At 35.5% G+C, this 26,823-nt stretch carries 22 protein-coding genes and 1 other RNA gene; 12 read left to right on the forward strand and 11 right to left on the reverse strand.

Annotated elements, in window-relative coordinates; genetic code table 11:
• Positions 1-21: 21 nt before the first annotated feature.
• From MOK21_RS15895 to MOK21_RS15930, 8 genes are all read right to left on the reverse strand, one after another.
• Positions 22-636, reverse strand: a complete 615-nt coding sequence (locus MOK21_RS15895; protein ID WP_249074973.1) for a hypothetical protein — start codon at positions 634-636, stop codon at positions 22-24.
• 320 nt (positions 637-956) lie between these two features.
• Positions 957-2,132, reverse strand: coding sequence for a D-alanyl-lipoteichoic acid biosynthesis protein DltD (gene dltD / locus MOK21_RS15900; protein WP_249074974.1), 1,176 nt, complete (start codon positions 2,130-2,132; stop codon positions 957-959).
• Positions 2,129-2,362 (reverse strand): D-alanine--poly(phosphoribitol) ligase subunit 2, encoded by a 234-nt coding sequence (dltC, locus tag MOK21_RS15905; protein ID WP_249074975.1) that lies wholly within the window; start codon positions 2,360-2,362, stop codon positions 2,129-2,131. The genes dltD and dltC overlap by 4 nt, the downstream gene beginning before the upstream one ends.
• Before the next feature lie 62 nt (positions 2,363-2,424).
• The gene (gene dltB, locus MOK21_RS15910; protein WP_249074976.1) at positions 2,425-3,588 is read right to left on the reverse strand and encodes a D-alanyl-lipoteichoic acid biosynthesis protein DltB; all 1,164 of its coding nucleotides are present in this window, start codon (positions 3,586-3,588) and stop codon (positions 2,425-2,427) included.
• The gene (dltA, locus tag MOK21_RS15915; protein ID WP_249074977.1) at positions 3,585-5,057 is read right to left on the reverse strand and encodes a D-alanine--poly(phosphoribitol) ligase subunit DltA; all 1,473 of its coding nucleotides are present in this window, start codon (positions 5,055-5,057) and stop codon (positions 3,585-3,587) included. Before dltA ends, dltB begins: the two co-directional genes overlap by 4 nt.
• A gap of 18 nt (positions 5,058-5,075) precedes the next feature.
• On the reverse strand, positions 5,076-5,213 hold the full coding sequence (locus tag MOK21_RS15920) for a teichoic acid D-Ala incorporation-associated protein DltX (protein ID WP_049669007.1): 138 nt from the start codon (positions 5,211-5,213) through the stop codon (positions 5,076-5,078).
• Between the two features lie 672 nt (positions 5,214-5,885).
• On the reverse strand, positions 5,886-7,526 hold the full coding sequence (locus MOK21_RS15925) for an alkaline phosphatase (RefSeq protein WP_249074978.1): 1,641 nt from the start codon (positions 7,524-7,526) through the stop codon (positions 5,886-5,888).
• Positions 7,527-7,743: 217 nt separating this feature from the next.
• On the reverse strand, positions 7,744-8,988 hold the full coding sequence (locus tag MOK21_RS15930) for a transglutaminase domain-containing protein (protein ID WP_249074979.1): 1,245 nt from the start codon (positions 8,986-8,988) through the stop codon (positions 7,744-7,746).
• A 249-nt stretch (positions 8,989-9,237) separates the two neighbouring features.
• Here MOK21_RS15930 and secG point away from each other — a divergent pair, with 249 nt between their 5' ends.
• From secG to ssrA, 6 genes are all read left to right on the forward strand, one after another.
• Positions 9,238-9,465 (forward strand): preprotein translocase subunit SecG, encoded by a 228-nt coding sequence (gene secG / locus MOK21_RS15935; RefSeq protein ID WP_249074980.1) that lies wholly within the window; start codon positions 9,238-9,240, stop codon positions 9,463-9,465.
• Between the two features lie 647 nt (positions 9,466-10,112).
• Positions 10,113-10,859, forward strand: a complete 747-nt coding sequence (locus MOK21_RS15940) for an alpha/beta hydrolase (protein ID WP_249074981.1) — start codon at positions 10,113-10,115, stop codon at positions 10,857-10,859.
• 37 nt (positions 10,860-10,896) lie between these two features.
• On the forward strand, positions 10,897-13,392 hold the full coding sequence (rnr, locus tag MOK21_RS15945; RefSeq protein ID WP_249074982.1) for a ribonuclease R: 2,496 nt from the start codon (positions 10,897-10,899) through the stop codon (positions 13,390-13,392).
• Between the two features lie 100 nt (positions 13,393-13,492).
• Positions 13,493-13,957: an SsrA-binding protein SmpB gene (smpB, locus tag MOK21_RS15950; protein ID WP_249074983.1), complete on the forward strand. Its 465-nt coding sequence runs from the start codon at positions 13,493-13,495 to the stop codon at positions 13,955-13,957.
• A 153-nt stretch (positions 13,958-14,110) separates the two neighbouring features.
• Complete coding sequence (locus MOK21_RS15955; protein ID WP_249074984.1) at positions 14,111-14,323, forward strand: hypothetical protein; 213 nt, start codon at positions 14,111-14,113, stop codon at positions 14,321-14,323.
• Positions 14,324-14,589: 266 nt separating this feature from the next.
• Positions 14,590-14,945: a transfer-messenger RNA gene (gene ssrA, locus MOK21_RS15960) on the forward strand.
• A gap of 133 nt (positions 14,946-15,078) precedes the next feature.
• Here ssrA and MOK21_RS15965 read toward each other — a convergent pair.
• Both MOK21_RS15965 and MOK21_RS15970 read right to left on the reverse strand, forming a co-directional pair.
• Positions 15,079-16,251 carry a site-specific integrase gene (locus tag MOK21_RS15965; protein ID WP_249074985.1) on the reverse strand — a complete coding sequence of 391 codons (1,173 nt, stop codon included), beginning with the start codon at positions 16,249-16,251 and terminating at the stop codon, positions 15,079-15,081.
• Positions 16,252-16,351: 100 nt separating this feature from the next.
• On the reverse strand, positions 16,352-16,606 hold the full coding sequence (locus tag MOK21_RS15970) for a helix-turn-helix domain-containing protein (protein ID WP_249074986.1): 255 nt from the start codon (positions 16,604-16,606) through the stop codon (positions 16,352-16,354).
• A gap of 306 nt (positions 16,607-16,912) precedes the next feature.
• On the opposite strand from MOK21_RS15970, the gene MOK21_RS15975 reads away from it, so the two are divergent.
• The 3 genes from MOK21_RS15975 (at position 16,913) to MOK21_RS15985 (ending at position 21,755) form a co-directional block, all read left to right on the forward strand.
• Positions 16,913-17,131, forward strand: a complete 219-nt coding sequence (locus MOK21_RS15975) for a hypothetical protein (protein ID WP_249074987.1) — start codon at positions 16,913-16,915, stop codon at positions 17,129-17,131.
• Between the two features lie 51 nt (positions 17,132-17,182).
• Positions 17,183-17,401, forward strand: coding sequence for a hypothetical protein (locus MOK21_RS15980; protein WP_202342684.1), 219 nt, complete (start codon positions 17,183-17,185; stop codon positions 17,399-17,401).
• Positions 17,402-19,124: 1,723 nt separating this feature from the next.
• Entirely contained in the window at positions 19,125-21,755 is a 2,631-nt protein-coding gene (locus MOK21_RS15985) for a DUF927 domain-containing protein (RefSeq protein WP_249074988.1), read from the forward strand.
• A gap of 469 nt (positions 21,756-22,224) precedes the next feature.
• Here MOK21_RS15985 and MOK21_RS15990 read toward each other — a convergent pair whose 3' ends face one another.
• The gene (locus MOK21_RS15990; protein WP_249074989.1) at positions 22,225-22,566 is read right to left on the reverse strand and encodes a helix-turn-helix domain-containing protein; all 342 of its coding nucleotides are present in this window, start codon (positions 22,564-22,566) and stop codon (positions 22,225-22,227) included.
• A gap of 155 nt (positions 22,567-22,721) precedes the next feature.
• Between MOK21_RS15990 and MOK21_RS15995 the strand changes: the two genes are divergently transcribed.
• The 3 genes from MOK21_RS15995 (at position 22,722) to MOK21_RS16005 (ending at position 26,600) form a co-directional block, all read left to right on the forward strand.
• Entirely contained in the window at positions 22,722-23,036 is a 315-nt protein-coding gene (locus MOK21_RS15995; protein WP_249074990.1) for a hypothetical protein, read from the forward strand.
• Positions 23,037-23,343: 307 nt separating this feature from the next.
• Complete coding sequence (locus tag MOK21_RS16000) at positions 23,344-25,071, forward strand: ATP-dependent nuclease (protein ID WP_249074991.1); 1,728 nt, start codon at positions 23,344-23,346, stop codon at positions 25,069-25,071.
• A complete protein-coding gene (locus MOK21_RS16005; RefSeq protein ID WP_249074992.1) occupies positions 25,062-26,600 on the forward strand; it encodes a UvrD-helicase domain-containing protein in 1,539 nt (512 codons plus the stop codon). The genes MOK21_RS16000 and MOK21_RS16005 overlap by 10 nt, the downstream gene beginning before the upstream one ends.
• The last annotated feature ends 223 nt before the right edge of the window (positions 26,601-26,823 follow it).

The raw sequence follows: 26,823 nt of genomic DNA on the forward strand, positions 1-26,823 counted from the left end.
CGAGGCCCTAGAAATTAGTTTTTAATTAGATTCATTATGAATTTTTAATTTCAATAAATATACAAGATGGTCATCTTGTATCATTTTTTTTACTTCATTTTCGTCCTGCAAGTCGTATGTTCGTATAGAGTTTCCTTTTGATTCTCTGTATACACCTAGTAAATAAGTTTCGTTCAATTTTAATTTTACTGTTTCATCTCCAATTGCATAATCCCATACACTAATACTAGCGTCAGACGGAATTTTGTCAATTTTTATCGGGTTTGCTCTCATACTTGGTCCATAAAGAAAAGCAAACGATTCATCATCAGTATTGATTATCCCGAACCCTATATTGCCTTCCTCTACTTTGTTTGGACTTTGCCCATATGATAATGCCGTTAATGAATTAGACTCTAATTGCCCATCTTTATAACTTTCAACCCAAAGATCCACCCAACGTTTATCGGCTTGATTTAATTTGAAATGAAAATCTAATACTGTACCTAAATTTAAATCCTTGAAAGTACTCACATATTTAGAATCGGTGTTAATTGAAATAGTCGCTAATTCTGAATCTTTTTGACTAGTGCAACCAGAAAGCAATAATAAAAATAATGTTGATAGGATACTAAAAATAACATACTTATTTCTCAATAAACCAAACCTACCTTTCAATAATTTACTGACTTTACCAAAAAAGGCAACCTGCTATATAAATTATTATTCGACAAATCTTGTAAAAAGACCTTTTAATTGGATTAAAAACGGTAGAGGAGGCATCAGAATAGATAGAAAATGGACCAACTCGCATGTATGAACATGAAACGCCAACGCACCAGTCGGAACGGAAATCACCCCTCGTTTTACAGTAGTGACATATTTTTAAACATCGCATTTGCCCTCAAAGATAATCCACAAAAAAAGAGACAGCCTTTAGTGATTAACACTTTAGACTGTCTCTATTGGAAAACGATTTATTTCTGTGCCCAGTATTTGTCTAGCTCTTGATCTAGATAAACCCAGCCCTTCCATGCGATATGAATCGTATCCATAATGAAGTAAGGATCATAGTCATGGCCTGAGAAATCAACAAATGGAACACCATTATCAGTTAAGATCTGATCCATTTTTTCGTAATATTTTTCACGACGATCTGCAGGATATTCAGTGTAGTCATACCAATGACCATTTACTGGAATCGTAACAAATAGTGGCTTTGCACCAGCATCCTTTAGAACATCAATGACTAGCTGTAAATCCTCATATTCAGGTGAAGTCGTATAGTCTTCGTTTTTTCGCATACCTTTAAACTTCTTAATATTAGCATTTACAAGTCGTTTATAAAATTTATTTTCAATCATTAAATCATTGGATACACGTTTTTCGCCATAATTCTCGGCATTTTGCAATTGTTGCTCAAATGTTTGGTCGGTAACTAGTTTGTCATTGCTTTTTAAGTTACTACCTTCTCGAGGGAAGAGCGAGTAATATAAATCTTTTTTCTCTAAAAAGGCCTTTTGGACATGGCCAGCAATCATGGCAAGTCGTCCAATGATTGGTTTTTCCTTACCGCCAGATAATTTATATTTATAAATTATTTTCAGCAGATCATCGCGATTCACCGTATCGAATTCAAGAAGGCGTTTCATGCCTCGATTTCGAAGATCCTCGTCAATGTCCTTATTGTATGCTAAATCATAAGCATGCAACATCGAATAGTTAGGAGAAAAATGTAATTCATTCATTCCCTTTTTCGTAAACCATTGCGGTGAAATGATGAAGACAATTTTCTTATCTTTTAAATTCTTTTCTTGTGCAGCAAAATTTAAAAAGTGTGTTATAGACTGCATACCACCACGCCCGACCATAAATGTCGTATAGGGAGCATTTGTAGCTCGAGTATAGTTATAAGGGTGGAAAGGATCAAAACGATTTAATTCTGAGGAGCCATATAAAGGCATCGTATTAGGCTCCTGCAACATTCGCTCCTGGAAGTACATCCCTTGGAACACTAACGGAGACATACTAGTCTTTGCCTGCTCTACATCTTCATCTGAAATCCAAGCTTTTATCCAGGAATTAGGGAAGAATAAAAGGGCAGCAAAAAGAACGAATGCAATTAGTAATGATAGAAAGCCTTTCTTTATCATTGTCTTTCAGCTAATTCCGCTGCAATACGATTTGGCGTGTTCCATTCCTCACGGTTAAAATCAGTAATTGGCACTGAGATATTAAAACGATTTTCAATTTCCACTAATAAATTAATTGTACCGAATGAATCAAGAAGCCCTTCTTCAAATAAATCGATATCTGGATTTTCTACAATGATATCGTCCTCACATAATTCTACTAGCATTTCTAAAACTTGTTGTTTATCCATATTATAAATCTCCTTTAGTGTTTAGGCTTCGTTATTCATAAAAATATGAACAGAGCCATTAATTAAAATAATGTTCCTGAAAAAATATAGAAACCAAAGCAAATGGCATTAAACGTAATAAATACGCCGATTGCATGAGTCCATTTATTTTTTGGCCAAATCTTACGCTTCTTATTCCAGCGTTCAAATTTATCGAAGCAGATTATTAACATGGCATGGTACAGACCGTAGACAACAAAGTGCAATTCTAATCCGTGCCAAATACCCATTAAAAAGAACAGTAAAAAGAAGCCAAGATAAGAAACTGTATATTTGTTTTTAATCCATTTTTTCTTCGTCATCCAAAGCACGAAGCGCATATAAACATAATCCCTGAACCAGAAGGAAAGACTCATATGCCAACGGTTCCAGAAGTCTTTAATATTGCGACTCGAGAATGGACGGTTAAAGTTAACTGGCGTTTGAATACCCATAATGCGACTGACACCAACAGCAAAAGCACTATAGCCCGCAAAATCGAAAAATAAATAAAAACTATACATATACATATACGCTATTTGCCCTTGAAAAGGTGTCAAATAATTGTACGTTTGATTTGGTAAATAAATAAGCGTGTAATTGTAGATTAAATAAGCCAAAATAAATTTATATAAAAAGCCTACAAATATACAATTGATTCCACTTAACAGTAGTTTTTGATAGTCTTGACTAGACGGCACTGTGTGCAAGTCTTTATCAAAGCGTCTCCAACGATCAATAGGTCCCGAAGATACTGTTGGGAAGAACAGTAAGAAATAAGCAAGCTCAACTGGTGAAATTTTATTTTTAATTAAGCCATCTCGTGTTTCTAAAATCATTTGTACCGCTTTAAAGGTAATGTAGGATACCCCTAAGAACCCGAATAAATTTTTAAGGCCGAGTATTGGCAGAACCTTCACAAGCACAAGTGGCAAAATAGACATTAGTACAGCAATGACAAATACAGAGGTGCTATTCTTCTGTGAGCGATATTTTTGGTAAACGATAATTAATAATAACTGAAATACTGTAAACAGTATTAGAGAAACGGAACCATTAAGGGAGTTACCAAAAATAAGAGCTAAAATGACAATCGAAATAAAGATATTATAGCCTTTAGCTGATTTCCCGCGTAGTCCTAAAATAATTGTTGGCATTAACAGAATACCAATGATGATGAAAAAAATTATATTTCCGTAAGGCGTCATACTGTTTCCATAACCGCCAATCCTTTACGATCAACTTTACCGTTTGTATTTAAAGGTAAAGTGTCAATGTATTTGAATGTTTTCGGAATCATATAAGATGGTAAATACTCCGATAACAATGCTTTAAGCTGCTTCGTCATTTTGAAAGCAGAGTCCGTCAATGGCTCTCGAAGAACAACATATGCACTTAGTGAAACAATCTCATCATCTTTTGAAACAGGTATAACTACACAGCTAGAAACAGCTGGAAGATTGCCGATTTGTTTTTCGATTTCCTCGATTTCTAAACGATAACCGTGCAGTTTCACCTGGAAATCTTTTCGTCCTGAGAAGAACAGATAGCCATCTTTTTCATAACCAACGTCCCCAGTTTTATAAATACGTTGATCTCCTATTGTAGGAAACGCTTTAAGTGTTAAATCAGGCGCACCAAGATAGCCCGCACTTACAGTTGGCCCAGAAATAATAATCTCGCCATCTTCTTGCAAGGATAGATTAGGTTCAGATAGAGGGGCGATTGGTAATTGGTCAAATTGATCTAAAAGCTCTTTTGTTACTTCTACATAAGAGACGGCAACGGTTGTTTCTGTAGGACCGTATAAGTTGAAAATAGATGCTTGTGGGAAGCGTTGCATTAATTCTTTAGAGACGGATACTGGTAAAACTTCTCCGCAGAATAAAAACGTATTTAACGAAGGCATTAACGCCTGATTCCATTCTTTGTTCATTAAACAGATCTTCGCAAAGGAAGGTGTAGAAGTCCAAACGCGAATATCAGATGAAGCTAATGATTCAAATAACGCTTTTGGATTAGCAATTTGTTCTTGCTTAATGGCGTAAAGTGTTTGCCCACCTACAAGTGCAGGGTATAAATCCATCACAGATAAGTCAAAGGAATAAGGCGCTTGATTTAGAAATACACCAGATTTCTGTAAAGGGAAATGATCATGCATCCAAGCAACAAAATGGGCTAAATTATCGGCTGTAATTTGGACACCTTTTGGCTTACCAGTAGAACCAGATGTGTAAATAATGTAATGAATTTCTTGGTCCTTCACCCATGTTGAAGGCTCTGTCGAAATGCTAGTAGTTTGTGCTACTAGATCACTTACTTCTACTACAGGGACTGCTTGAGCCGAGCTCAATGATTCCGTTTTTAGTAGCAAACAAGCCTGAGAAGCTTCTATTATAATTTGTAGTCTTTCGGACGGTGTAGAAGAGTCAACCGGTACATAAGGATGACCTGCCTTTACAGCACCTAAGAAGGCAACGATTTGTAAAGGTGACATATGCCCGTAGACGACGATAGGTTGTTGTCTTTTTAAATCAAGAGCCATTAAATATTGTGCTACACAGTCAGACAAATGCCAAAGCTCACCATAAGTTAAGGAATCACTGTTGGTTTGATAGGCCGTTTGATTTGGCTGCTGTTGTGCCACTTTTTGAATAGCCTTTAAAATACTTAACATAGTTTATATCTCCTTTTCTTAAAATTCAGTATATATAAATGGTCCTGCATTCATATCATGGAAGCCATGGATTAGAAATAAGAGCACTAAAATGATGAAGTAAAATAACGTAAAGCCTATAAAACGTAAAACCTCATTATTTTTAATGGATTGCATATGTCCACCCCCAAAAAAGCTTATAACTTTGTAAATATACTAAATAAATTGATATTTTTTCAAGTTATTTCTAAATTATTTTTACATTAATTAAATTTTTATTACTTTTGTGACGGATTGAAGATAAAAATGTTGCACATTTTCTTGTTTATTCATAAAATCATAAGATTATTTTAAGGTAAATTTAAGGTTTAGGAATAATGACTAAAATGAAAGTAAGAAAATGATTTTTTTTAACGCTTTGGTCCACTTCAACTTGAATTTTTACTAACCCGCAACAATTTCTATTATCGCTGTTTTTCCGCTTCATTTGTACTTAAAAAATCCTTAAATTTATCTTAAGGACGTTCGTTATATTAAGCATACTAGATGGAAGTAAAATCAAAGTAAACAGTATGGAAAATAGCGGTATAAAATATGTAAGGATTAGAGGGATCACCAAAATGGAACCTGCCCAAAAAATAAACAGATGATGAAATCGGTAATCTGAATCTACTGCAAGGCTTTCAACTTATGATAGCATCCTAATTTTTATCCCCTTATAACGGATGGTAATGTATATGTAAATGTCAGGATCAAGACTACGCAAAAGCTTTGATGAAGACTAAAAATCAGTGGTGGAGAAGAGTCCACCGCTGATTAAGTTTCACCTTACCCCGCTGTAACGGGCCCTTATTTAAGCATACTTAACACTTTTTTAGAAACGTAAAATTCAGTACCGTTGTAGACATTGATCGTATCAAACGTATGCGTTTTTACTGTTTTGCCTTGTTCGTAGATGACAATGTTCTTATTTACTGGGATTGTGATGGTTACCTTATTTTTTTGTGCAATAAATTTAGGGTTTTCTTTATTAGTGAAGTCAATTTTAGATGTGTAACCTTTGTCCGTAAACGCTTTTGTTGCAGGTATATATAAATCATCTGTCAGCTTCTTTAAATCGAAGCCCATAAACTTTGCCATCGCATATGCTAAGTCTGTGTTTTCTACAAGACCTGTAATTTTGGATGGTCCGAATGAGTATAAGAACACATCATCACCAGTATGCCCACCGGTTGTAAAGCCAAGATTAGCGCGGTTGGCAAGCATTTTCACCATTTCTTCTTCTGTATCTGTAGCTAATTGTAATGTTGCAAACTCGTCAGCAGATAGATTATCTAATCCATAAAGTGCGGCGACTTCAACAATATTTGATTTGTCTTCTTTTAAATGGCTCAGCGCACCTTCAATGGTCATTTTTGCTTTCTTTAGAGGATCGATATAGGCAGATACAGGTGTGTTAGGATAAGTGCTTGTCGTGTTGGCATTCCCCATAGAAATACCACTATTGCCATGGTCTGTTACAGCAATGACCATTGTATGGCCATCTTCTTTTGCAAAATCAACAGCTTTCTTGACTGCAGCATCGAACGATAAAATATCGCTAATCATGCCAATTGGGTCATTGGCATGAGCTGCCCAGTCTACTTTACTTCCTTCTACAAATAGGAAGAAGCCGTTATCATTTTTCTTAAGGGTCTCAATAGCTTTACTTGTCATCTCAGCAAGTGTTGGCTCGGATGCTCTTGTTTGAGCACGATCTAAATCATAGGCAAGGGCACCAGGAGCAAAGCTACCCCAAATTTTTGACGCGTTACTTTTAAAGAGCTCATCACGCGTTTTAACGATGTCATAGTTTTCTTTCTTAAGGACATCCACTAAATTCTCGCCGTCTTTACGAGCATTTTTAGTTGTGCCTGGTGCAAGAGATTCAAAGCCACCACCTAATACGACATCAATGTTTTGATAGACTTGTTGCTCAGCGATGTCATCATATCGGCTTCTATGTCTCACATGTGCAGAAAAACCAGCTGGTGTAGCATGCTGAATTTCCGAAGTAGCAATCAATCCAGTAGCCTTGCCTTGCTGTTTAGCCCCTTCTAAAACATTGGCTACAGGTCTATAAGCATCCTCTTTGGCAATTTGCTCTACACCTGGTGAATTAATGACGGAAGGTAGCACACCCACAAATTTATTATTTGATTTATGACCAGTTGCTAATGCAGTAGCGGCAGGTGCTGAGTCAGTAATGGCTGAATCGGCAGAGTATGTACGCACTGCCCCCGATAAAATTTCATCCATCGCTAAGCTTTGTCCTTTGTACCAACGGGAAAGTGTAACGGCGTTATTACTACTACCATCCATTACAAGCATAATCACATTGGTTGGCTTCTTTACTTGGGCTGCTTGTACTTGCGGCTGGGCGAAACTAATCGACGATAAAGCAATAGCACTTGCTAACAACAAGGATCTCCATTTTTTTGAGTATTTCATGATTTTTCCTCCTCAGGGTCAATTCATGTAAAGAAAAGGTTGTAAGTAAGGATGGATTACAGGGGATGTTGTGAAGGATAAGTCCTATCACCCCTGAGCGAGGACTTGATGTTCTTCTTTGTGTCCGCTCCAGGTACGATGATCTCAAAGGTGAAGGGGAAAATAGAATCTGCTTACTTTCCATGGATTGATGGAAGCTTGCAGATTCTTGAATTGGCTATAAATTTTGTGAATGTGTTTTACCATCATTCGTTTCGTATAATAATGCCCCTTTATCATCAATGAACAAGTTTAGAACCTCTTCCTCTACTAACACTTCTTCTGAGCCATCGTTTATAACTATCTTTGTTAAAAAGCCTCCATTATCATAATCACTGCAATAAATCGCATCGTCAATAGCTGCCAAGTAATAGCAGGCTGTTTCAGTCACTTGTCTATTTTGTTTTGTTGCCAAGTCATAGGCATAGACCATGTTATCGGTCATGCTATTATAATAAACAACATCGCCAACAGTATCTGCATACCACATATCATGCATAAAATCGTACGCATTGCTTGTCGCAGCAAAGTAGTTTTCATTTGCCCAAATATGATCTTCACTTAGTTTCTCGTCATTCACTAAAAAATATTCGTAGGAAATAGCATAAGGCTCAATAGGATTAATATCATTCCAAGTCGTGTCAATATGATACCAATCACCATTAACATTCACTAAATTCCACGCATGAAGCTGATTATCGCTATAGCCATATACATATTTAGCATCTAGACCAGCCGCCAAAAATAAACGATAGGCTAACAGCGCATAAGCTTGACAAACACCTGTTTCTTTAGTGATTAACGCATAAACCGATTGTCCCTCTGATGCATCCTCATCTGAATAAGTGGCTAGTTGTACGACAAAATCATTAACGGCTTTCGCACGATGAAAATCATCCATGTCATTTGTAATAAACTTAGTAGCAAATTCCTGAACATAAGCATCAATCTTCTTTTCTTTCTTGGCATCTGTTAAATATGTAAAATCAAAATCTACCTCGTAACCATTATCTACTTCCCAAGCTTCCCAGTTATAATTTTCGATATATCCCGCAGTATAAGGATTAACGAAACTAAGTATGTTATAAAGATCATTGAGCTGTTCTTCAAAAGTATCCCAATCTAATTTACCTCTATACATGACTGTAAAGTTCGGGTCAAATTTTGTTATCTGCTTTTCAACCTTTTTCGAAAATTGTAGTAAAGCAGGGTCTTCTTTGAAAAGAGTCGTTGAAAAAAGATCTTCCGCAGAAAACTCACCTGATTGAGCTTTACTAGTAGGCTCCTTAAGGTCTATAGAAGTTTCTTCTTCATATTCAGGTTCCTCTGGTACTAAAGCTTCGACAGCTTTGATAGCAGCTGAGCAAGCGCTAAGCATGCTTAAAATAATAAGTGAAAAAATCAGTAATATACTTTTTTTCATAATTCCTCCTATACGATTACATTTTGCATCATCTCTAAAAACGTATTCCAAGGAGTCGTCTCGATTTATTTAGTGATGATACTTTTAATAATTATAGGATAACGTGGTATTAATGTGGAACATAGCTTTTTAGAAAAACGAACCGATAGAGGGGGAAAAAGGGTATTTATGAATCTCAGTTTGTCAAGAGAACCTTTTTTTGTTATAATGTGATATGTTGTGATGTTCAAAGTTCGGGAGGTGCAGTGAATGCATACAGTATTATTAGTTTCATTAGTTATCGTATCCATAGCGTTAATCGTTGTAGTATTACTTCAATCTAGTAAAAGTGCAGGCTTGTCAGGTGCCATCTCGGGTGGAGCTGAACAACTATTTGGAAAGCAAAAAGCACGTGGTATGGATTTAATCCTTCACCGTGCAACAATTGTGTTAGCAATAGTATTCTTTATTTTAGCACTCGCTATTACAAAAATCTAATAGTTGAAGATATATCGCCTAACCTTTACTGGTTGGGCGTTTTCTTTTATGGTTACATCGTTGGTTCAGCAAAATTAATCGCGCGCGGAATAGGGAAATACCCGCGGAAGCAAGGCGAATACCCGCGGAGGCAAAGCGAATACCCGCGGAGGCAAAGCGAATACCCGCGGAGGCAAAGCGAATACCTGAGCGGAGCAAAGCGAATACCCGAGCGGAGCAAAGCGAATACCCGCGGAAGGAAAGCGAATACCCGCGGAAGCAGAGCGAATACCCGCGGAAGCAGAGCGAATACCCGCGGAAGGAAAGCGAATACCCGCGGAAGTAGAGCGAATACCCGCGGAAGCAAAGCGAATACCCGCGGAAGCAAGGTGAATACCCGCGGAAGCAAAGCGAATACCCGCGGAAGCAAGGCGAATACCCGCGGAAGGAAGGTGAATACCCGCGAATCGTAAAATCGCGGATGGAAAAGATAAAGTTGTGGATAGAATCCTCGAAATCGTGGATAGAAGAGCCCAAATCATGGATAGAATCCTCAAAATGCAGGAAAGAGCCATTAAAACCTCATAAAACAAGCGCCAAAACTTTTGAGGAAGCATTTGTATGGCTATAATAGTTATAGTACATATTTGGATGAAGGAGAGCTCGCAATGAAGAAATCGTTATCACAGCCTTTTTTCTTTCAAGCAGGACCTAGAGCTGTTTTGTTATTGCATGGGTTTACGGGAAGCTCGGCGGATGTGCGAATGCTTGGGAGATTTTTAGAGAAAAAAGGGTATACTACATTAGCACCTCATTATAAAGGTCACGGTGTGGAACCGGAGGAACTTATTACAACAGGTCCTGCTGATTGGTGGCAGGATGTCGTAGTCGCGTACAAAGAGTTGCAGGATGCCGGCTATGAGGAGATTGCTGTGGCTGGCTTGTCTTTGGGTGGTGTGATGGCTTTAAATATTGCGCTGAATAACCCGGTGAAAGGTATTGTGACAATGTGTGCACCAATGACGATGCGTACAACAGATGTTATGTTTCAAGGTGTACTGAAATATGCGAGGGATTATAAAAAGTTCTTAGGTAAAGATGCGGAGCAAATCGAGGCTGAGGTTGCGGTAATTGCTGAAAAGGGCATGCCATCTCTACAAGAGTTGCGAGAATTTATTGCACGGACACGACAAGAAATTGACATGATTTATGCGCCCATTTTTGTCGTACAAGCGACAAATGATGAGGTAATTGAGACAGAATCTGCCAACATTATATATAATCAAACTGAGTCACTTGAAAAACAGATCAAGTGGTATGAAAACTCAAAACATGTTATTACATTAGATCAAGAAAAAGATCAGTTACATGAAGATATTTATCACTTTTTAGAAAGCCTAAATTGGGCACAATAAAATTATAAGTAGGATTTTCTCATGAAGGAGGGAAATTATGAAAGAACAAAATAATTCACTACAAAGTCGTTTACTCGATTTTTTCGGTGAAGAAGAATATAAACCATTAACGGTTGGCGAAATCGAGGATGTATTTGGCTTTGAGGATGCTGACGAATTTAAAGAGTTAGTGAAAACATTAGTGCGTATGGAGGGCCAGGGCTTAGTTGTGCGTTCTCGCTCCAATCGTTATGGCCTACCGGAGCGCATGAATTTACTGCGAGGTAAATTTATCGGGCATGCGAAAGGCTTTGGCTTTGTGACGCCTGATGTTGAGGGGATGGATGATGTTTTCATTCCACCGCATGAAATAAATGGTGCGATTAACGGCGATATCGTTTTGATCCGTGTGTTAAAGGAATCATTCGGCGATCGCCGTGAAGGAACCGTGACAAAGGTAGTAGAACGTGGACAAACGAGCTTTGTTGGGACGTTCCAAGCAAATCGAGGCTTTGGTTTTGTTGTCTTAGATGATAAAAAACTACCGATGGACATTTTCATTGCTAAGGGAGATACGTTAGGGGCAGTGGATGGACACAAGGTTGTCGTTGAGGTTGCTACTTGGCCAGAGGATTTAAAGTCAGCAACGGGCTATATCACTAAAATTTTAGGGCACAAAAATGACCCAGGTGTAGACATTCTATCTATTTTATATAAGCATGACATTCCACCTGAATTCCCTGAAGAAGTGGTTGCAGCTGCGCAACGAGTGCCGGATGAAATTACAGAGGCAGATTTGGAAGGTCGTCGTGATTTACGCCACGAAACGATTGTGACAATCGATGGAGCTGATGCGAAGGATTTGGATGATGCTGTAACCGTAACGAAAAACGTAGACGGTACTTATAAACTTGGCGTACATATTGCAGATGTTAGTTATTATGTAACACAGGGCTCTGTAATAGATGTTGAAGCTTACGATCGTGCGACAAGTGTATATTTAACAGACCGCGTTATTCCAATGATTCCACATCGATTATCGAATGGTATCTGTTCATTAAATCCACAGGTTGACCGTCTAGTACTATCATGTGAAATGATTATTGATGCAAATGGTAATGTGGTTTCACATGAAATTTTCCAAAGTGTCATTAAAACAACTGAGCGTATGACTTATAGGGATGTTTACAAAATTTTAGAGGAGCAAGACGCAGAGCTAATGGCCCGCTACGAGCCTCTAGTGCCAATGTTTAAACATATGGCTGAGCTGTCTAACATTTTACGTACTAAACGTGAAATGCGTGGTGCGATTGACTTTGACTTTAAAGAATCTAAAGTGATCGTAGACGAAGATGGTTGGCCAGTAGATATTGAATTACGTGAACGTACAGTCGCTGAAAAATTAATTGAAGATTTCATGCTAGCTGCCAATGAAACAGTCGCTGAGCATTTCCATTGGATGAATGTACCGTTCCTTTACCGTATTCACGAAGATCCAAAGCCAGAAAAGCTGCAACGCTTCTTTGAATTTGTCACGAACTTCGGTATTTTAATCAAAGGTACAGGAAACACAGTGCATCCGAAAGCACTACAGGACGTATTACAGGCCATTGAAGGCATGCCAGAGGAGCCAGTTATTTCAACGATGCTTCTACGCTCGATGCAACAGGCAAAATATTATCCTGAAAGCATAGGACACTTTGGTTTATCAACTGATTTCTATACACACTTTACATCACCGATTCGACGTTATCCGGACTTAATCGTCCATCGTTTAATTCGTACGTATTTAATTAATAAAGATACATCAAAAGAAACAATTGCACAGTGGAGTATGGCGATGGATGAAATTGCTGATCATACTTCAGAACGTGAACGCCGTGCTGTCGATGCAGAGCGCGATACAGATGCGCTGAAAAAAGCACAATATATGTCCGATAAAATTGGTGAAGAGTTTGAAGGGATCGTCTCATCCATTACAAACTTCGGTATTTTCGTGGAGCTACCAAACACGATTGAAGGACTTGTCCATATTAGCAATATGACAGATGACTACTATCGTTTTGACGACCGTCAAATGATTATGATTGGGGAACGTACAAATCGTCAATTCCGTATTGGTGATGAAGTTACAGTCCGAGTAGCAAATGTTATTATTGAGGAGTCATCCGTTGACTTTGAAATCGTCGGAATGGTAACGTCTTATGGACGAACACGAAAAGCAGCACCTACAGTCATTCACGCACGTAAAAATTATAGCGACAACAAAGGTGGTCGTAATGGCCGCAGAGGTGGCCGCAATGAAGAGGAAAGAGGCGGGCGTGGCAACCGCGGTGGCCGCAACGAAGAAGAACGAGGCGGACGTGGCGGTCGAAATGGTCGCAATGAAGAAAGCCGTGGCGAACGAGGCGAACGCCGTGAAAACGACCGTGACCCACGAGGACGCCGCAAGGATGGCTCAAGCCCAGGCCCTAAAAAAGGCGTAAAGCAAAAGCAAAAGTTCTACGAGGGCATCGCTAAAAAAGGCAAAAAGAAAAAATCAAAACGTAAATAAGTAAAAGTATAGGTGAAGGCACCATTAGAAAACAGGTGCTTTCACTTTATCAATAAGAGCAGGTTGATCTTGCTCTACCTTTAAGTAGAGGTGAATTTATATGGCAAAAGGTACTGGGAAAGTATTAGCACAAAACAAAAAAGCCGGGCACGACTACTTCATTGAAGACACAATCGAAGCGGGCATGGTGCTCACAGGTACAGAAATTAAATCCATCCGTGCAGGAAGGGTCCAACTAAAAGAATCCTATGTACAAATCCGCAACGGTGAAGCATGGATCAACAATATGCATGTCAGCTCATTCGAACAAGGCAACCGCTTTAACCACGACCCACTGCGCGCCCGCAAGCTACTGCTTCATAAAAAGCAAATCGGCGAGCTAGTCGGTGCCGTAAAACGTGACGGCTACACAATTGTCCCGTTAAAAATGTACATTAAAGACGGCTATGCCAAACTATTAATCGGCGTCGGCAAAGGTAAAAAAGATTACGACAAACGTAACGACATGCGCAAAAAAGAAGCGAAACGCGATATGGAACGCGCCTTCAAATCTAAAAATCAATAGTACTAGATTGTTAGAGAGCTCACTATATTTAAATGGTGAGCTTTTTGCTATTTGGCAGCGTTTGGGACGGAGATGGATAGGAAGGAAGAACCGACGGATAGAATTTGCAAAGTGACGGAAAGAAAGGCGTAATCGACGGATTGAGTATGCAGAGTGACGGAAAGAAAGGCGGCAACGACGGATAGAGCTTGCAAAGTGATGGATAAGAAGGTAGGAACGGCGGATAGAGCTTGCAAAGTGATGGATAAGAAGGTAGGAACGACGGATAGAGCTTGCAAAGTGATGGATAAGAAGGTAGGAACGACGGATAGAGCTTACAAAGTGATGGAAAGAAAGGTGGAAACGACGGAAAGAACATGCAAATAGATGGAAAGGAGGGCAGAATTGACGGATTGAACACTGCACCCGAGGATTTTGCGCATGAGAGATTTTAAGATAGAAGATGATGAAATAAGGAGAGCTAGCCAATTTTTTCTACTATGTCAGGACACTTGAACTATAGATAGATTTGTTTTATAATAAGTATTACTGAATGCCAGATTACATGGAAGCGTACTTTTAGCTCCCACCGTACTAGAAGAAATTCTAGCTCCTTTGCTTGAACGAGGCGACATGCTTCGATTCATATTCAAGGGGACGTTACGGATTCGACAGGGATGGTTCAAGCTTTGGTCGCGCGTCGGAGGTCTCGGCTCCGTCATCAACGGAAGTTATATAATAACTGGCAAACAACAAAACTTAGCTTTCGCAGCGTAAGCTCGTAAGCGCTCTGCCTCTCTATCGCCCATGTAGAGAACGTGGGGCCCAACTTTAGTGGGATACGGTCGGTGGTGCCATCTGAGTCACCGGCAAGAGATTTCCAGGTTAGCGTACAGGACGCCTGTTTGTCGGCATAATGTTACGTGAATCGTAAATAGGCAAACTACACGCGTAGAAGCTGAAGTATTGGAGTTTCTGGACGCGGGTTCGACTCCCGCCGTCTCCATAATACGATTTCATTGGATTTCAATGAACGTCAAAACCCTTGTATATCAAGGGTTTTTTATTTTGTCTATGTCATATAGTTTCATTGAGTATCAAACGAACGTAGTCAAAAACGTAGTCAAAGCGTAGTCGCTCAACTACATTTCAATGTAGCTGGCGAACTTCTGTATAGCTTCTTCTTTCGCTTTCTTTGTAACGTGTGCATATATGTTCATTGTCGTTTGTACATCACTATGTCCTAAACGATCCTGCACTTCCTTTATACTAGCACCCGCTTCAAATAACAATGAACAATGTGTATGTCGTAAACCATGCGTCGTAATAGCACCTAGATTGTACTTCTGTTGTACTTGTAATATCCACTTACGAGTTTTCGTTGGCTGTAAATATTCATTTTGTTCATTACTAAACACAAGCTGCTTAGGTTGCATTGTATTGAAGCCTAGTATTAAATAATCCTGCTTCTGCTTTTTCTTCCACTCTTTTAATATTGCCATTGTTTTATCGTCCATTTTAATAGTACGAGCAACACCTGTTTTTGTAGATTTTACATATAGCTGATTATCTTTTCCTCTTGAAAGGGCCTTATTAATGCGTAGCTCGTTTGTTGTGAAGTTTAAGTCATTCCATGTCAGTGCCAATGCTTCACCTTTACGCATTCCGCTAAATGCTAGTAAACGGAATAGGGCAAACGCTTTGTAGTTACTCTCTTGTTCTAAGCATGTAAGGAATTGAATAAGCTGCTCACGTGTGTAGAAGTTTTCATCTTCATCATCATTGGTAACGCTAGTTTTCTTGGTTAGATTAGTAGGCATTTCTACAAGTGCAAAAGGGTTAGTTTGAATGAATCCACGCTTCATAGCAAAATCTAATACTTTAGCGGCGTATGATTTAACTATACGGAACTTCTTCAATTTTCCCGCCCATTCATTTACATGCTTTTGGCATATATCAATTGTAACTTTTTCGATTTTATAAGCACCCATTGATGGAAGGATATGATTTCTAAAAATGCCGGTTGTTTTAACAAATGTACTTTCCTCCACCGTATTTTCATATTGAATCACCCAAAGGTCATAAAGCTCCTGATATGTTTCAGCACGCTCTTGTTTATACGTACCATTCGCTACATCAAGCTTTAAACGTGCAAGTGCTAATTCCGCTTCCTTACGAGTTTTAAAGCCCCGCTTCATTGTCCGCTTCTGTTTACCTGTTAATGGATCAATCCCTAAATAGGCTGGGAATTCATATCGAGTTTCACCGTTCTTTAGCTTATAGCCTTTAATTGGCGATACTTTCTTTTTTGTCATTGTAGTATTTCCTCCTAAATCAGTTGCGGGGGCAAATGATTAAAAAGAGGATTTACCTCTTGATTATTATAACGAATCACAAGATAAATCCCACTATTAATTAAAAGCTATGTTCTTGAAAGAAGCGGTCAATCTCTTTACGTGATATACGCTTAATCCCTTCAATCTCACATACTTGTAAGCCGTGCTGACGATACTTTAATAGCGTGTTATACGATACACCAGCGTATTTAGCTCCTTCCTTTAATGAAAGCCACCCACTATCAACAAATTCATGCTGTGCGGCTTGTAATGCCTTTTGTACGGCTTTTATAACTATTTCTTCAATCTCAGTAGTTGTTAAATTTAAATTCATTTTTACATACTCCTCTTTCATTTAATCCCCGCAATTTAATTGCTGTTATAGATTTATACGAGGCGAAAAGGGCATTGTTAAATACAATTTGATGTTTGTTTTTAAATCATAGTCTATAAGAATATCCCTTTTTTTACTTTTAACTAAGTAAGCTTTTAAAAATAGTGGATAGAATATGTTAAAATTATCTAAACGACACACACTTGAAATTAGACAAGAAGTGCTCGTGTATTTCAACCTACATAAAAGAGTATTTTCGATGAAAGATGTAAAGACAGTATTTTTACTATCTAGGAGGTTTTTAATTTGCATACTCACGGTGAAGTACAAAATGAAACAGTACGTGAATGTATCGTAATGAATTCAGATTACGACAAATCAGCAAAAGTTATCGAGTTTTCAAGAATAGAAAACTATGTTGTAAAAAAAGTTTACTGCGCTAAATGTGAAGAATGGCAAGAAACAGATAGTCGATATTTTATAACTGATATATTCTGCCCTACTTGTTGTACAAATTGGGAATGATATTAACACGCCACTTAAATCAAAAAGCACTCAATAGGAGGAGGGGTTATAATGGCTATGCATGGTGAAGTCCGTAATACTTATGAACGTGAGTATCTCGTGAAGAATGAAACGCCTGAGAAAACAGCAAAGGTGATTGAACTATCAAGATTAGAAACATACATAGTGAAGGAAGTTTACTGTGGTAAATGTGAAGATTGGATGGAAACAGATAGTCGTGACATTATAACTGATTATCTATGTCCTAATTGCTGCACTAATTGGGAATGATATTCCCCCCCACTTTAAATCAAAAAGCTCTCAAAATGATAATACATATGCACGCCATTATAAAATGACAACAGCTAAAAGCAGTTACTAGAACATTTGTATGTTTTAGTAACTGCTTTTAGTTTTGTGCTGAAATAGATGAATTGAAAAAACTTTAAAAAATGATTTAACTCTGCTAAACAGTCCTCGTATAAGTTTATGTGGGCGGTTTAGACAGTTTTATTAGTTAGTAATTCTATAAGTAATTTAACTTTGCTAAATGGTTCTCGTATAAGTCATATGTGAGCGATATAACGACTTTATATAGTGAATTTACAAAACGATTTAACTATGTAATTTAGCTTGCGTATAAGGAAATGAAGGAGATGAAGCAGCATGAAAATTTACAACTAGAAAGTATCATTCAAATACACTGTAATCTTCATCTAAATTATGTTTGATAAAAACTTTTAAAAATAATTTAACTCTGCTAAATAGTCCTCGTATAAGTCATTAACGGAGGTGAAGCAGCAAGGAAGTTTACAACTAGAAAAGTATTATCGACTAAATGAGCGTAACCTTTCAATGGAAACGAATTGTTATAGCTTGTCAAATCAAATTCAATCACTGAACGAATAAAAAGTAACGTTTTAATAGGAATCTTCTAAATACCCCCCCGGTGCCTACTAAATCAAGTATTAGAGTGGGATTGGGCGGGAGCTACGTGATACCTATGAGAAATTTTTCGTGAAAATTGATGCGGGTTTAAAAAATTTTTTTAACTTTGCAAAATAAATTGCGTATATGTCCTATGTAAGCAGAAAAAGTATTTTTAAATATGATACAAGTTAATAACTAAAAAATTTAAAAAATAATTTAACTCTGTAAAATAGCTTGCGTATATGTCCTATGTAAGCAGAAAAAGTATTTTTAAATACGATACAAGTTAAAAAAATTAAAAAGTGATTTAACTCTGTAAAACAGCTTGCGTATATGTACTGTGTAAGCGTAAAAAGTATTTTTAAATACGAACAAGTTAAAAACAAAAAAATAAAAAGTGATTTAACTCTGTAAAGCAGCTTGCGTATATGTACTGTGTAAGCGTAAAAAGTATTTTTAAATACGAACAAGTTAAAAACAAAAAAATAAAAAGTGATTTAACTCTGTAAAGCAGCTTGCGTATATGTACTGTGTAAGCGTAAAAAGTATTTTTAAATACGAACAAGTTAAAAACAAAAAAATAAAAAGTGATTTAACTCAGTAAAACGGCTTGCGTATATGTACAGTGTAAGCCGAAAAAGTATTTTTAAATACGCTACAAGTTAAAAACAAAAAAATTAAAAAGTGATTTAACTTTGTAAAACAGCTTGCGTATTAATCAAATAAGGGGGCGAAAGCTTAGTAAAAATAAATATGCTACATGTTAAGCAGTAAATCCTATCTATGCTGCTATTCACTGTATAACCTTTCAGCATGAAAGTATTCGTTATAGAGTGTCAATCTTACATCACGAACATTACAAATAAAAATCAATGGTTTATCACAAATGATTTAATTCACCCCCGGTGCCTACATAATCACCTATTAAAGTGTTATAGCATGGGGACTAAGTGATACCTATGAGAAATTTTTCTGGAAAAGTGATGCGTATTTAAAAAATTTATTTAACTTTGCTACATACATTGCGTATATGGCAAATAAGGGCTAGCAACCCTATCAAAATTATTAAAGGAGGATTACTAAAATGAGTAATCAAAAAGTGAATTTATTAAAAGAATGGTTTAGCCAAACGGAAGGATATGTAGAATTTCGTTTAATCGGACAACAAGGTTTAGTGGAGCGTCGTTTTATGGAAGTAGAAGATGTAACAGAAGCGGTACTTGATAATTTAAATGAAGAAGGTAAGCAACAAAATGTAAATGTTTACTTTAGTGTTTCAACACGAAAGTGCAAATCTGGAAAAGAGGAAGACGTGTTACATGTACCAGGCTTATGGTTAGATATCGATCCAAAGCATGCAACATATGAAGAGGCGATGCAAGTAGTAAAATCACTACCTACACCGCCAACTGCCACTGTTTCTAGTGGAAATGGTATCCACGCATATTTTAAATTTAATGAACCATTTGAAGTGGTAGATGATCATTCATTCAAGTTCATTAAAGAATTGAGTTTAAAGCTGCATACATTTGCTAAGGCAGATAATACAGCAGATTTAGCCCGTTTATTACGAGTGCCAAATAGTATGAATGTGAAAAACTTAATGGACGTTAAGCTTTGCTCGCTAGTGGAATTCACAGGTGCTACTTATAGTTTAGACTGTTTTACATATTTAGATGATGTAGAAATTAAAACAGTAAGTAAAACATTAGAAACTATTGAAATCGAAGAGTTATCCCCTGTTGAAATCGATGCATTACAAGTGCCGTTTTCTATTAAAAGTTTAATAGTAAATGGCCCTGAAGAGGGGGAAGATCGTTCAAAAAAAATCTTCCATGTTGTAATTGAGTTATTAAAAGCTCAACATACACCCGAAGAAATCGCATTTGTATTATTAAATGATGAGTGGGCGATTGGAGAAAAAATTAGTGATCGACATCATGCAGCTAAGTTACAGTACATTGAAAGAGTCATTATAAATGCATCGCAAGTTTTAAATGAGGAACAAGATAATTTGGAGGTTGAGCAACTATTAAATAAGATAGATACAAATGAATGTTTAGTTTATGAGTATAATAATTGCTACTATGAAAAACAAAGAAGATTATCAAACTTCATCTTTGTACCTGAGGAAAGAGTACATGCAAATATAGACGAATATCTAAAAGGCCATATCGTTTTAAATAATGGCGAAATTTTAAAAAATATTGTATTAACAGCTAAAGCATTTAGTAGTAAGAAAGGCTTCATTGAAGAAATAAACAGTACTAAAATTAGCTGGTTAGGTGACGAAAAACATTTGCAATATTTAAAGGAACTATTTATGACAAAACAAGTTGTAGACAAATATGCTGTAAGTAAAATTGGTCTACACAATAACTTATTTATTACTCCGAATAAAGTCATTGATAGTGAAGGGATTGTTGAAAACAGTAAGTATATTTACATGCCAAAGCTCACTGAAGGGCAAATGGATCTTGAATTATCAATGGATATGCTGTCATCTTATTACTGGAAGGATCTTGCAAAAGAAGTATTGCCATTATTAGCACAAGTTAATGAAGAGGGGGTTATTAATACGATTATTGGTTGGCACTTTGTTACACCTATAGTTCCTTTATTACGTAAATATACAGATAATGCATTTCCACAGTTAATGATTTGGGGTACACAAAGTGCTGGTAAAACTAGTACAGCACAGTTATTCGGCAAATTATTTGGTAATCCAGAGGTTCGTTCTTGTACCCGACCCGCCTTCTCAATTACAAGGGAGGTCGATTTATTAAACGGTGTTCCGCTATATTTAGATGAATTTAGACCATATAATATGTCAGCTTCTAACTGGAAAGGTTTAAAGAACTTGGCCTTAAATGCGTATAAAGCAGCATTAGATAGTAGAGGCAATAAAAATCAAGGTACTGTCACTTATAGACTAACGGCACCAATTGTATGGTTGGGGGAGACAAGCTTTGAGGAATCGAACATGTTAGAACGTTTGATTATTGCTCAACTTACACCAAATACATTATGCCAAAATGACAGCTATAAAAAGGCATATAAAAAGATAAGCGCATTAAAAATGTCAGGGTTTATGCCTGGTTATGTACAGTGGTTACTAAATAAGATTGAAAGTGAAGATATTTTACTAGGTACGTTATATGAACATTATAAAGAAATGGTAGATTGTAAATATGATTTACATGAACGTCCGTTAGCGAATCTAGCTATGGTATTAGTTGGAGTGCATTTATTTAATGAATTGGCTAATGAATTACAAATTGATTGTACTATCGATCAGAATGTTGTGATTGAGGAACAAGTCAAGCACTTTAGAGACAATAAGATTCATAATGCTTTACAAAATCTATTTAAGTATACAGCAGCGATTGTACAAAGTAATAATTATGACTTTAAGAAAGGAACGCATTATGAATATAATGCTTCACAAAATAAGCTAACTATTGCTAGAGAAATGTGGCTCCCAGCAGTAAGAAAGTACATGAAGGAACATGATTATGTAGATGAACGCTTTTCTGATAAGCAAATTGAAAATTTATTAAAAGAAAATAAGTCACAATCAGGCTTTGTATTGCATACATCGGATCCAAGAACTATGGGCGGGAAATCAACTCGAAGCTATGTTATTGATACACAAAGATTAGAGGAAGAATTAGATATTCAGAAGGAGGTTTGGGAAGTACGTTTACATTTCTAGAAACACATAATTAGAATAGAAAAGGCTGTAGTTCACAATAGATGTGGCTACAGCTTTTTCGCTATTACTACACAAGAAATAAGACCTGAAATTACATTGTATCAGGGTGTTTATAGTACCAACTACAATAACTACAATATATAGATATATGTAATATGAATAGTTGTACACAAAGATTTTATTACTGTACATACTTCATGATAATAAGTAGTAATTGTAGTTTTATTTCATATTTATTACCGTAGAAATCCAATAGAAATCTACGGTAAGTTCGTATAAATCTACTATATTTACCGTAGAAATCTACGATAACTTTAGTAACTTATACGTCAAATCCAATAGAAATTTATTTTATATGACTTAGTGTTTTTCTCTTAATAGCAAAAAATGCAGAGGTGTGGTGCGTTTTCAAAAGTTGTAAATGCACCAATACACAATAAATTGCCCTCATAAAGTTATTACGCAACAGTTACTCATTATCTTTCCAAGCGATTAAAGACTCAATAAACATTAAAACAGCTTTTTGATCTTTCTTAGAACGACCTTCTAACAGACGTACAATTTTCTCTAACTCAAAGCTAAGCACTTTCGAGTGGGTTTCTTTATCATCAAATAGCTCTTCTAATGTAATTTCTAACGCAACACATACTTTTGCAACGCTCTCAATTGTAGCGTTCTTTTCTCCACGTTCAAGTTGTCCAATATATGTGTTATGCAAAGAAGCACGATATGCTAGTTCTTCTTGGCTAAGTCCACGTTCTTTACGTAAGAAGCGGATTCTCTCCCCAACTACTTTTGTTAAATTCGTCATGTAATCACCTCATCATTAAGGATTGACGAGAAATGATTCAAAAACCATATACTATAGATACAATTTTTTATTAAAATAAAATATACTATTGATATTGTTTTTGAGTGGAGGTAGTATAAGTACAGCCAGAAAAATATTTGAGGAGTGATAGAATAATGGATCACGAACAATTTGATGCTTGGACAATATGGGAACATGAACAAACGCTAGAAAATTTACAACAAAGTTATAAATGTAAAGAATTTAGAAAAGATTTGAAGCGAGGGTGGGGCTTTAAGTGTAGCAATTGTGATGAAAAGGTATCTAGTAAGACTCATCATGAATACTGGGGTTTTACAATATCGTTTTCACAGCAACCTGTACCGGATTTATACCGCTTCTGTTCAAAAGAATGTGGGGATGTTATTTATTATGGTTTATATCAAAAGCACTTAAATGAAATAGAACTAATTAAACAAAAGTATTGTTAATTCTGTTTTTATAAAGTTTGGTAAGCACAGTCCTTAGAGTCTGTGCTTTTTAATTTTGTCAAAAGCGAGATACTGCTAGGAGAATTAGTGAAATAGAAATGCTGTTTGGGAATTTGACCCATTAAAGAGGGTAATTTATACGCTGCGTATGTTATGATAGATGAAGTTGCTTTTATAATAAATTTATTTTAAAGAAGCTAATTTTATTGGCTATAGGTTTAATTTCATAATCAATTGTACTGTTTAAAATTAAATATCGGCTGTATTTAGTTTTTCATGTTTTAAATAATTAAAAGGTGGGATAGTTTTGATTTTTAAAGAACTTAGTATTATGAATTTCAGAAGTTTTGAAAATGTAACATTGGAATTAACAAATCGTAATATAATATTTGGATTAAATGATATCGGAAAGACAAACTTATTAGCAGCAATTCGCTTCTTGCTTGACAGCAAATTTAGAAATAATGGTTTAGTTGATTCTGATTTTTACAATAAAGATATAACTAAAGAAATCAATATCACTCTCAAGATAAATATTGCTGATGATGAAGAAAATGATGATAATAAAAAAATTTATACTATGATGCGAGGGGCTATTACATCAGAAGCGGAGGAGGTATTTATTCAACTTAAATCAGTATATGACGGTGAATCTCTTATAGGGCGGCCTAATCTATTTTGGGGAGTAGATATAGGGAATTTAGAAGCTATTCCAAGTAATCAGTCATTTTTTGACTTAGATAAGTATTTTAATGTAGTTTATATAGATTCTTCCATAAAATTAGAGGATGTATTTAAAAAATATTCAAGAGAGCTATTTAAAGGAGAATCTAGTATTAATGAAGATGAAAGAGAAGAACTGAATACACATATAAAAAATCTTAATGCAAGTGTAGGTCAGTTGAATACTATTAAAGCATTTGAAAATGAGTTGATAGAAGAATATAAGAAATTTAAAGATGACAAGAACTTTAAAGTATCAATTCGATCGGAAGTAGAATTAAGTAATATTCATAGTAAACTCAAACCCTATATATTGGATGACAAACTTGAAAATTATCCAACTTCGGGAGATGGTAGGAAAAAAATTCTTGCTTATACACTGTTTACACTTGAAAATCGAAGACTAGAAGATAAAAAGATTAATATATTTTTAATCGAAGAATTAGAAAATCATTTACATAGATCAATGGAAATCGCACTTTCTTATCAAATTTTTACGGATGAAATATTTAAATACTTGTTTATGACGACTCACTCTTCTTTATTAATTAGTCAAATGGATGATGTTAATCTAATAAAGCTATTTAAAGGAAATAAAGTAACAGGAAAGTCATATACATATACAGTACCTGAAAGTTATAAAACGTTAAAACAAAAATTAAATCAAAATTTAGCGGAAGCTGTCTTTGCTGATGTAGTCCTATTAGTAGAAGGTCCATCGGAGAAAATATTGTTTGAAAGAATACTTAAGGAAAAGTGTGAGAGATATGAGAGTTTCGGCGGATATATCTTAGAAGTAGATGGTATCAATTTTATTGAATATTATAAAGTTCTAATTGCTCTAGGAATTAAAGTGATTGTAAAAACAGACAATGATTTGAAAAAGGTTAAAGGAAAAGATTATTGTAATCTATTAGGAGTAAATAGGTGTCAGAGATTAATTGAATGCACAGAAAAAAATAATATAAAGATAGATCCTTCTTTATATGAAAGTGATTTGGATTATGTAATTGAAAAAAAGAGATATATATATAGTAAATTGCCTGTTACTATAAGTAGACTTAAGCGCAATAAAGTTTATCTATCTAAGGTAGATTTAGAAAATGATTTATTTGAAGTAATACCCCAAATTATGGATGACTTAGCTAAAAGAAACAATAGTTCAAAGTGCGGGGTGGATTACTTACAAAGCGCTAAACTCATTAATATGATTAAATTAAGCACATCTTTGGATGATAACGCAATAAATAGAATTTATAAAGATGAAAGGTTTGAATGTGTAAAAGCATTGGTGGATTTATGTTGCCGTTAGATAAAGATGTGAGAGATCAGATTCTTATTGCTGACACCAATGTAGTAATAAGTGCGAGTGCTGGTACAGGGAAAACACATACTACAATCCAAAGGATTATTAAAGATATTGAAAAAAATAATAATTATAAAACTTTCGCAGCTATTACATTTACTCGTAAAGCAGCAAGAGAAATAATCAACCGACTAGGAGTTAATAAAAGTGGTGGATTTGTAGGTACTAATGATAATTTTATTTTGTCAGAAATAATTCAGCCTTTTATGCATGATGTCTATGGAATTAAGTTTAAAATAGAAGTCAAGCCGGATTTTAATGATGAAAATCAAATAATGAATTTTTCAGAAGGAATCAAAAAAATAGAAGAAACTCAATTAATGTGTAAATACAGTGATATTAAAAAAAATTTTGCTTTTCAGTTAGCTCTAGATATTTTAAAAAAATCATATTCAGCAAGAAGATATTTGAAATCAAAATACTATAGAATTTATATTGACGAATATCAAGATAGCGATGTTGATATGCATTGTTTCTTTATGTATATTTGTGACGAACTTGATATTCCATTGTTTGTAGTTGGAGACACAAAACAATCTATATATGGTTGGCGTGGAGCTTATAGCGATGGGTTTGAAGAATTGTGTACAAAACCCGGTTTTAGAAAATTCGAATTATGGCATAACTTTAGATCTAATAAAGTGATTCAAAACTATTCAAATATATTTATGGAAAGTGTAAGACATCATTATAATCAAACGGATTTTAATGATGAAGTAATAGCATACAGATATGACACCGATGAGGAAGCGATAAATTTTATAAATAAATGGATAGATATTGATGAAAAATGTGCATTTTTGAATTTCAGCAATAATAATGCAGAAAATTGGAGTAGACGATTAAATGAAGTTGGCATACCATTTGTTTTTATACCTGGATCCCCTTTAGATAACTCCAACCTTGAAAGCGAGCATATTTGGGTTGCTAGGTGCATAGCAAATTATGAATTACAACAAAAATTTAGCGAATATGATTTTATGGATGAAATTCCGATGCCAGAAGCCTATCGAATAGCTGACTTAAAAAGGTTATTAGAACACATTAAGAACTCGAAAAATAATTATGCATTCTATGAAAAGAACTGTATAAAATTATATGAGTATCTAGGTTATGACGGAAATACTGAGAAAATAAAAAGAGAAATAGATTCTTTATTTAAAGTTATAAATGATGAAAAATATATACCTACTTATAACCAAGAGCGATACAAATTAACATGTGGAACAATTCATTCATCTAAAGGACTTGAGTTTGAACAAGTAATAATAAATGCACAAGACTATAACATGCATAGAGAAGGAACAAAATTCCTTCATTACGTGGCTGTATCAAGACCAGAGAAAAGATTATTGGTTATTGGTCAAACTTATTTTTTTGAAAGGTATATAAGTTATGTTGATGATGTCATTTTACAAACTCAGGGATTAGGAATTGAGATAAATAGTGAATCTATAATTAAAATAATTGAATAATTATAATATGTTGTTTTATTTAATGTAGTCCCAAAATGAAGTACTTTCGCAATATTGATTAAACTACATTTAAACAGTTGGTTCGAATTAAATTTCTTTTTTAAACAAAGGTTTTTGAAGTTCAAACCCTTGAATAGCAAGGGTTTTTATTTTGTCTATTAGAAATAAGGATGTGGGGTAGTAAATCTCCGGTCTGAGGAATACGAATCATAAAAGTATTAGA

This window comes from Lysinibacillus sp. BPa_S21 (assembly GCF_023337795.1).
Lineage (GTDB): Bacteria > Bacillota > Bacilli > Bacillales_A > Planococcaceae > Lysinibacillus.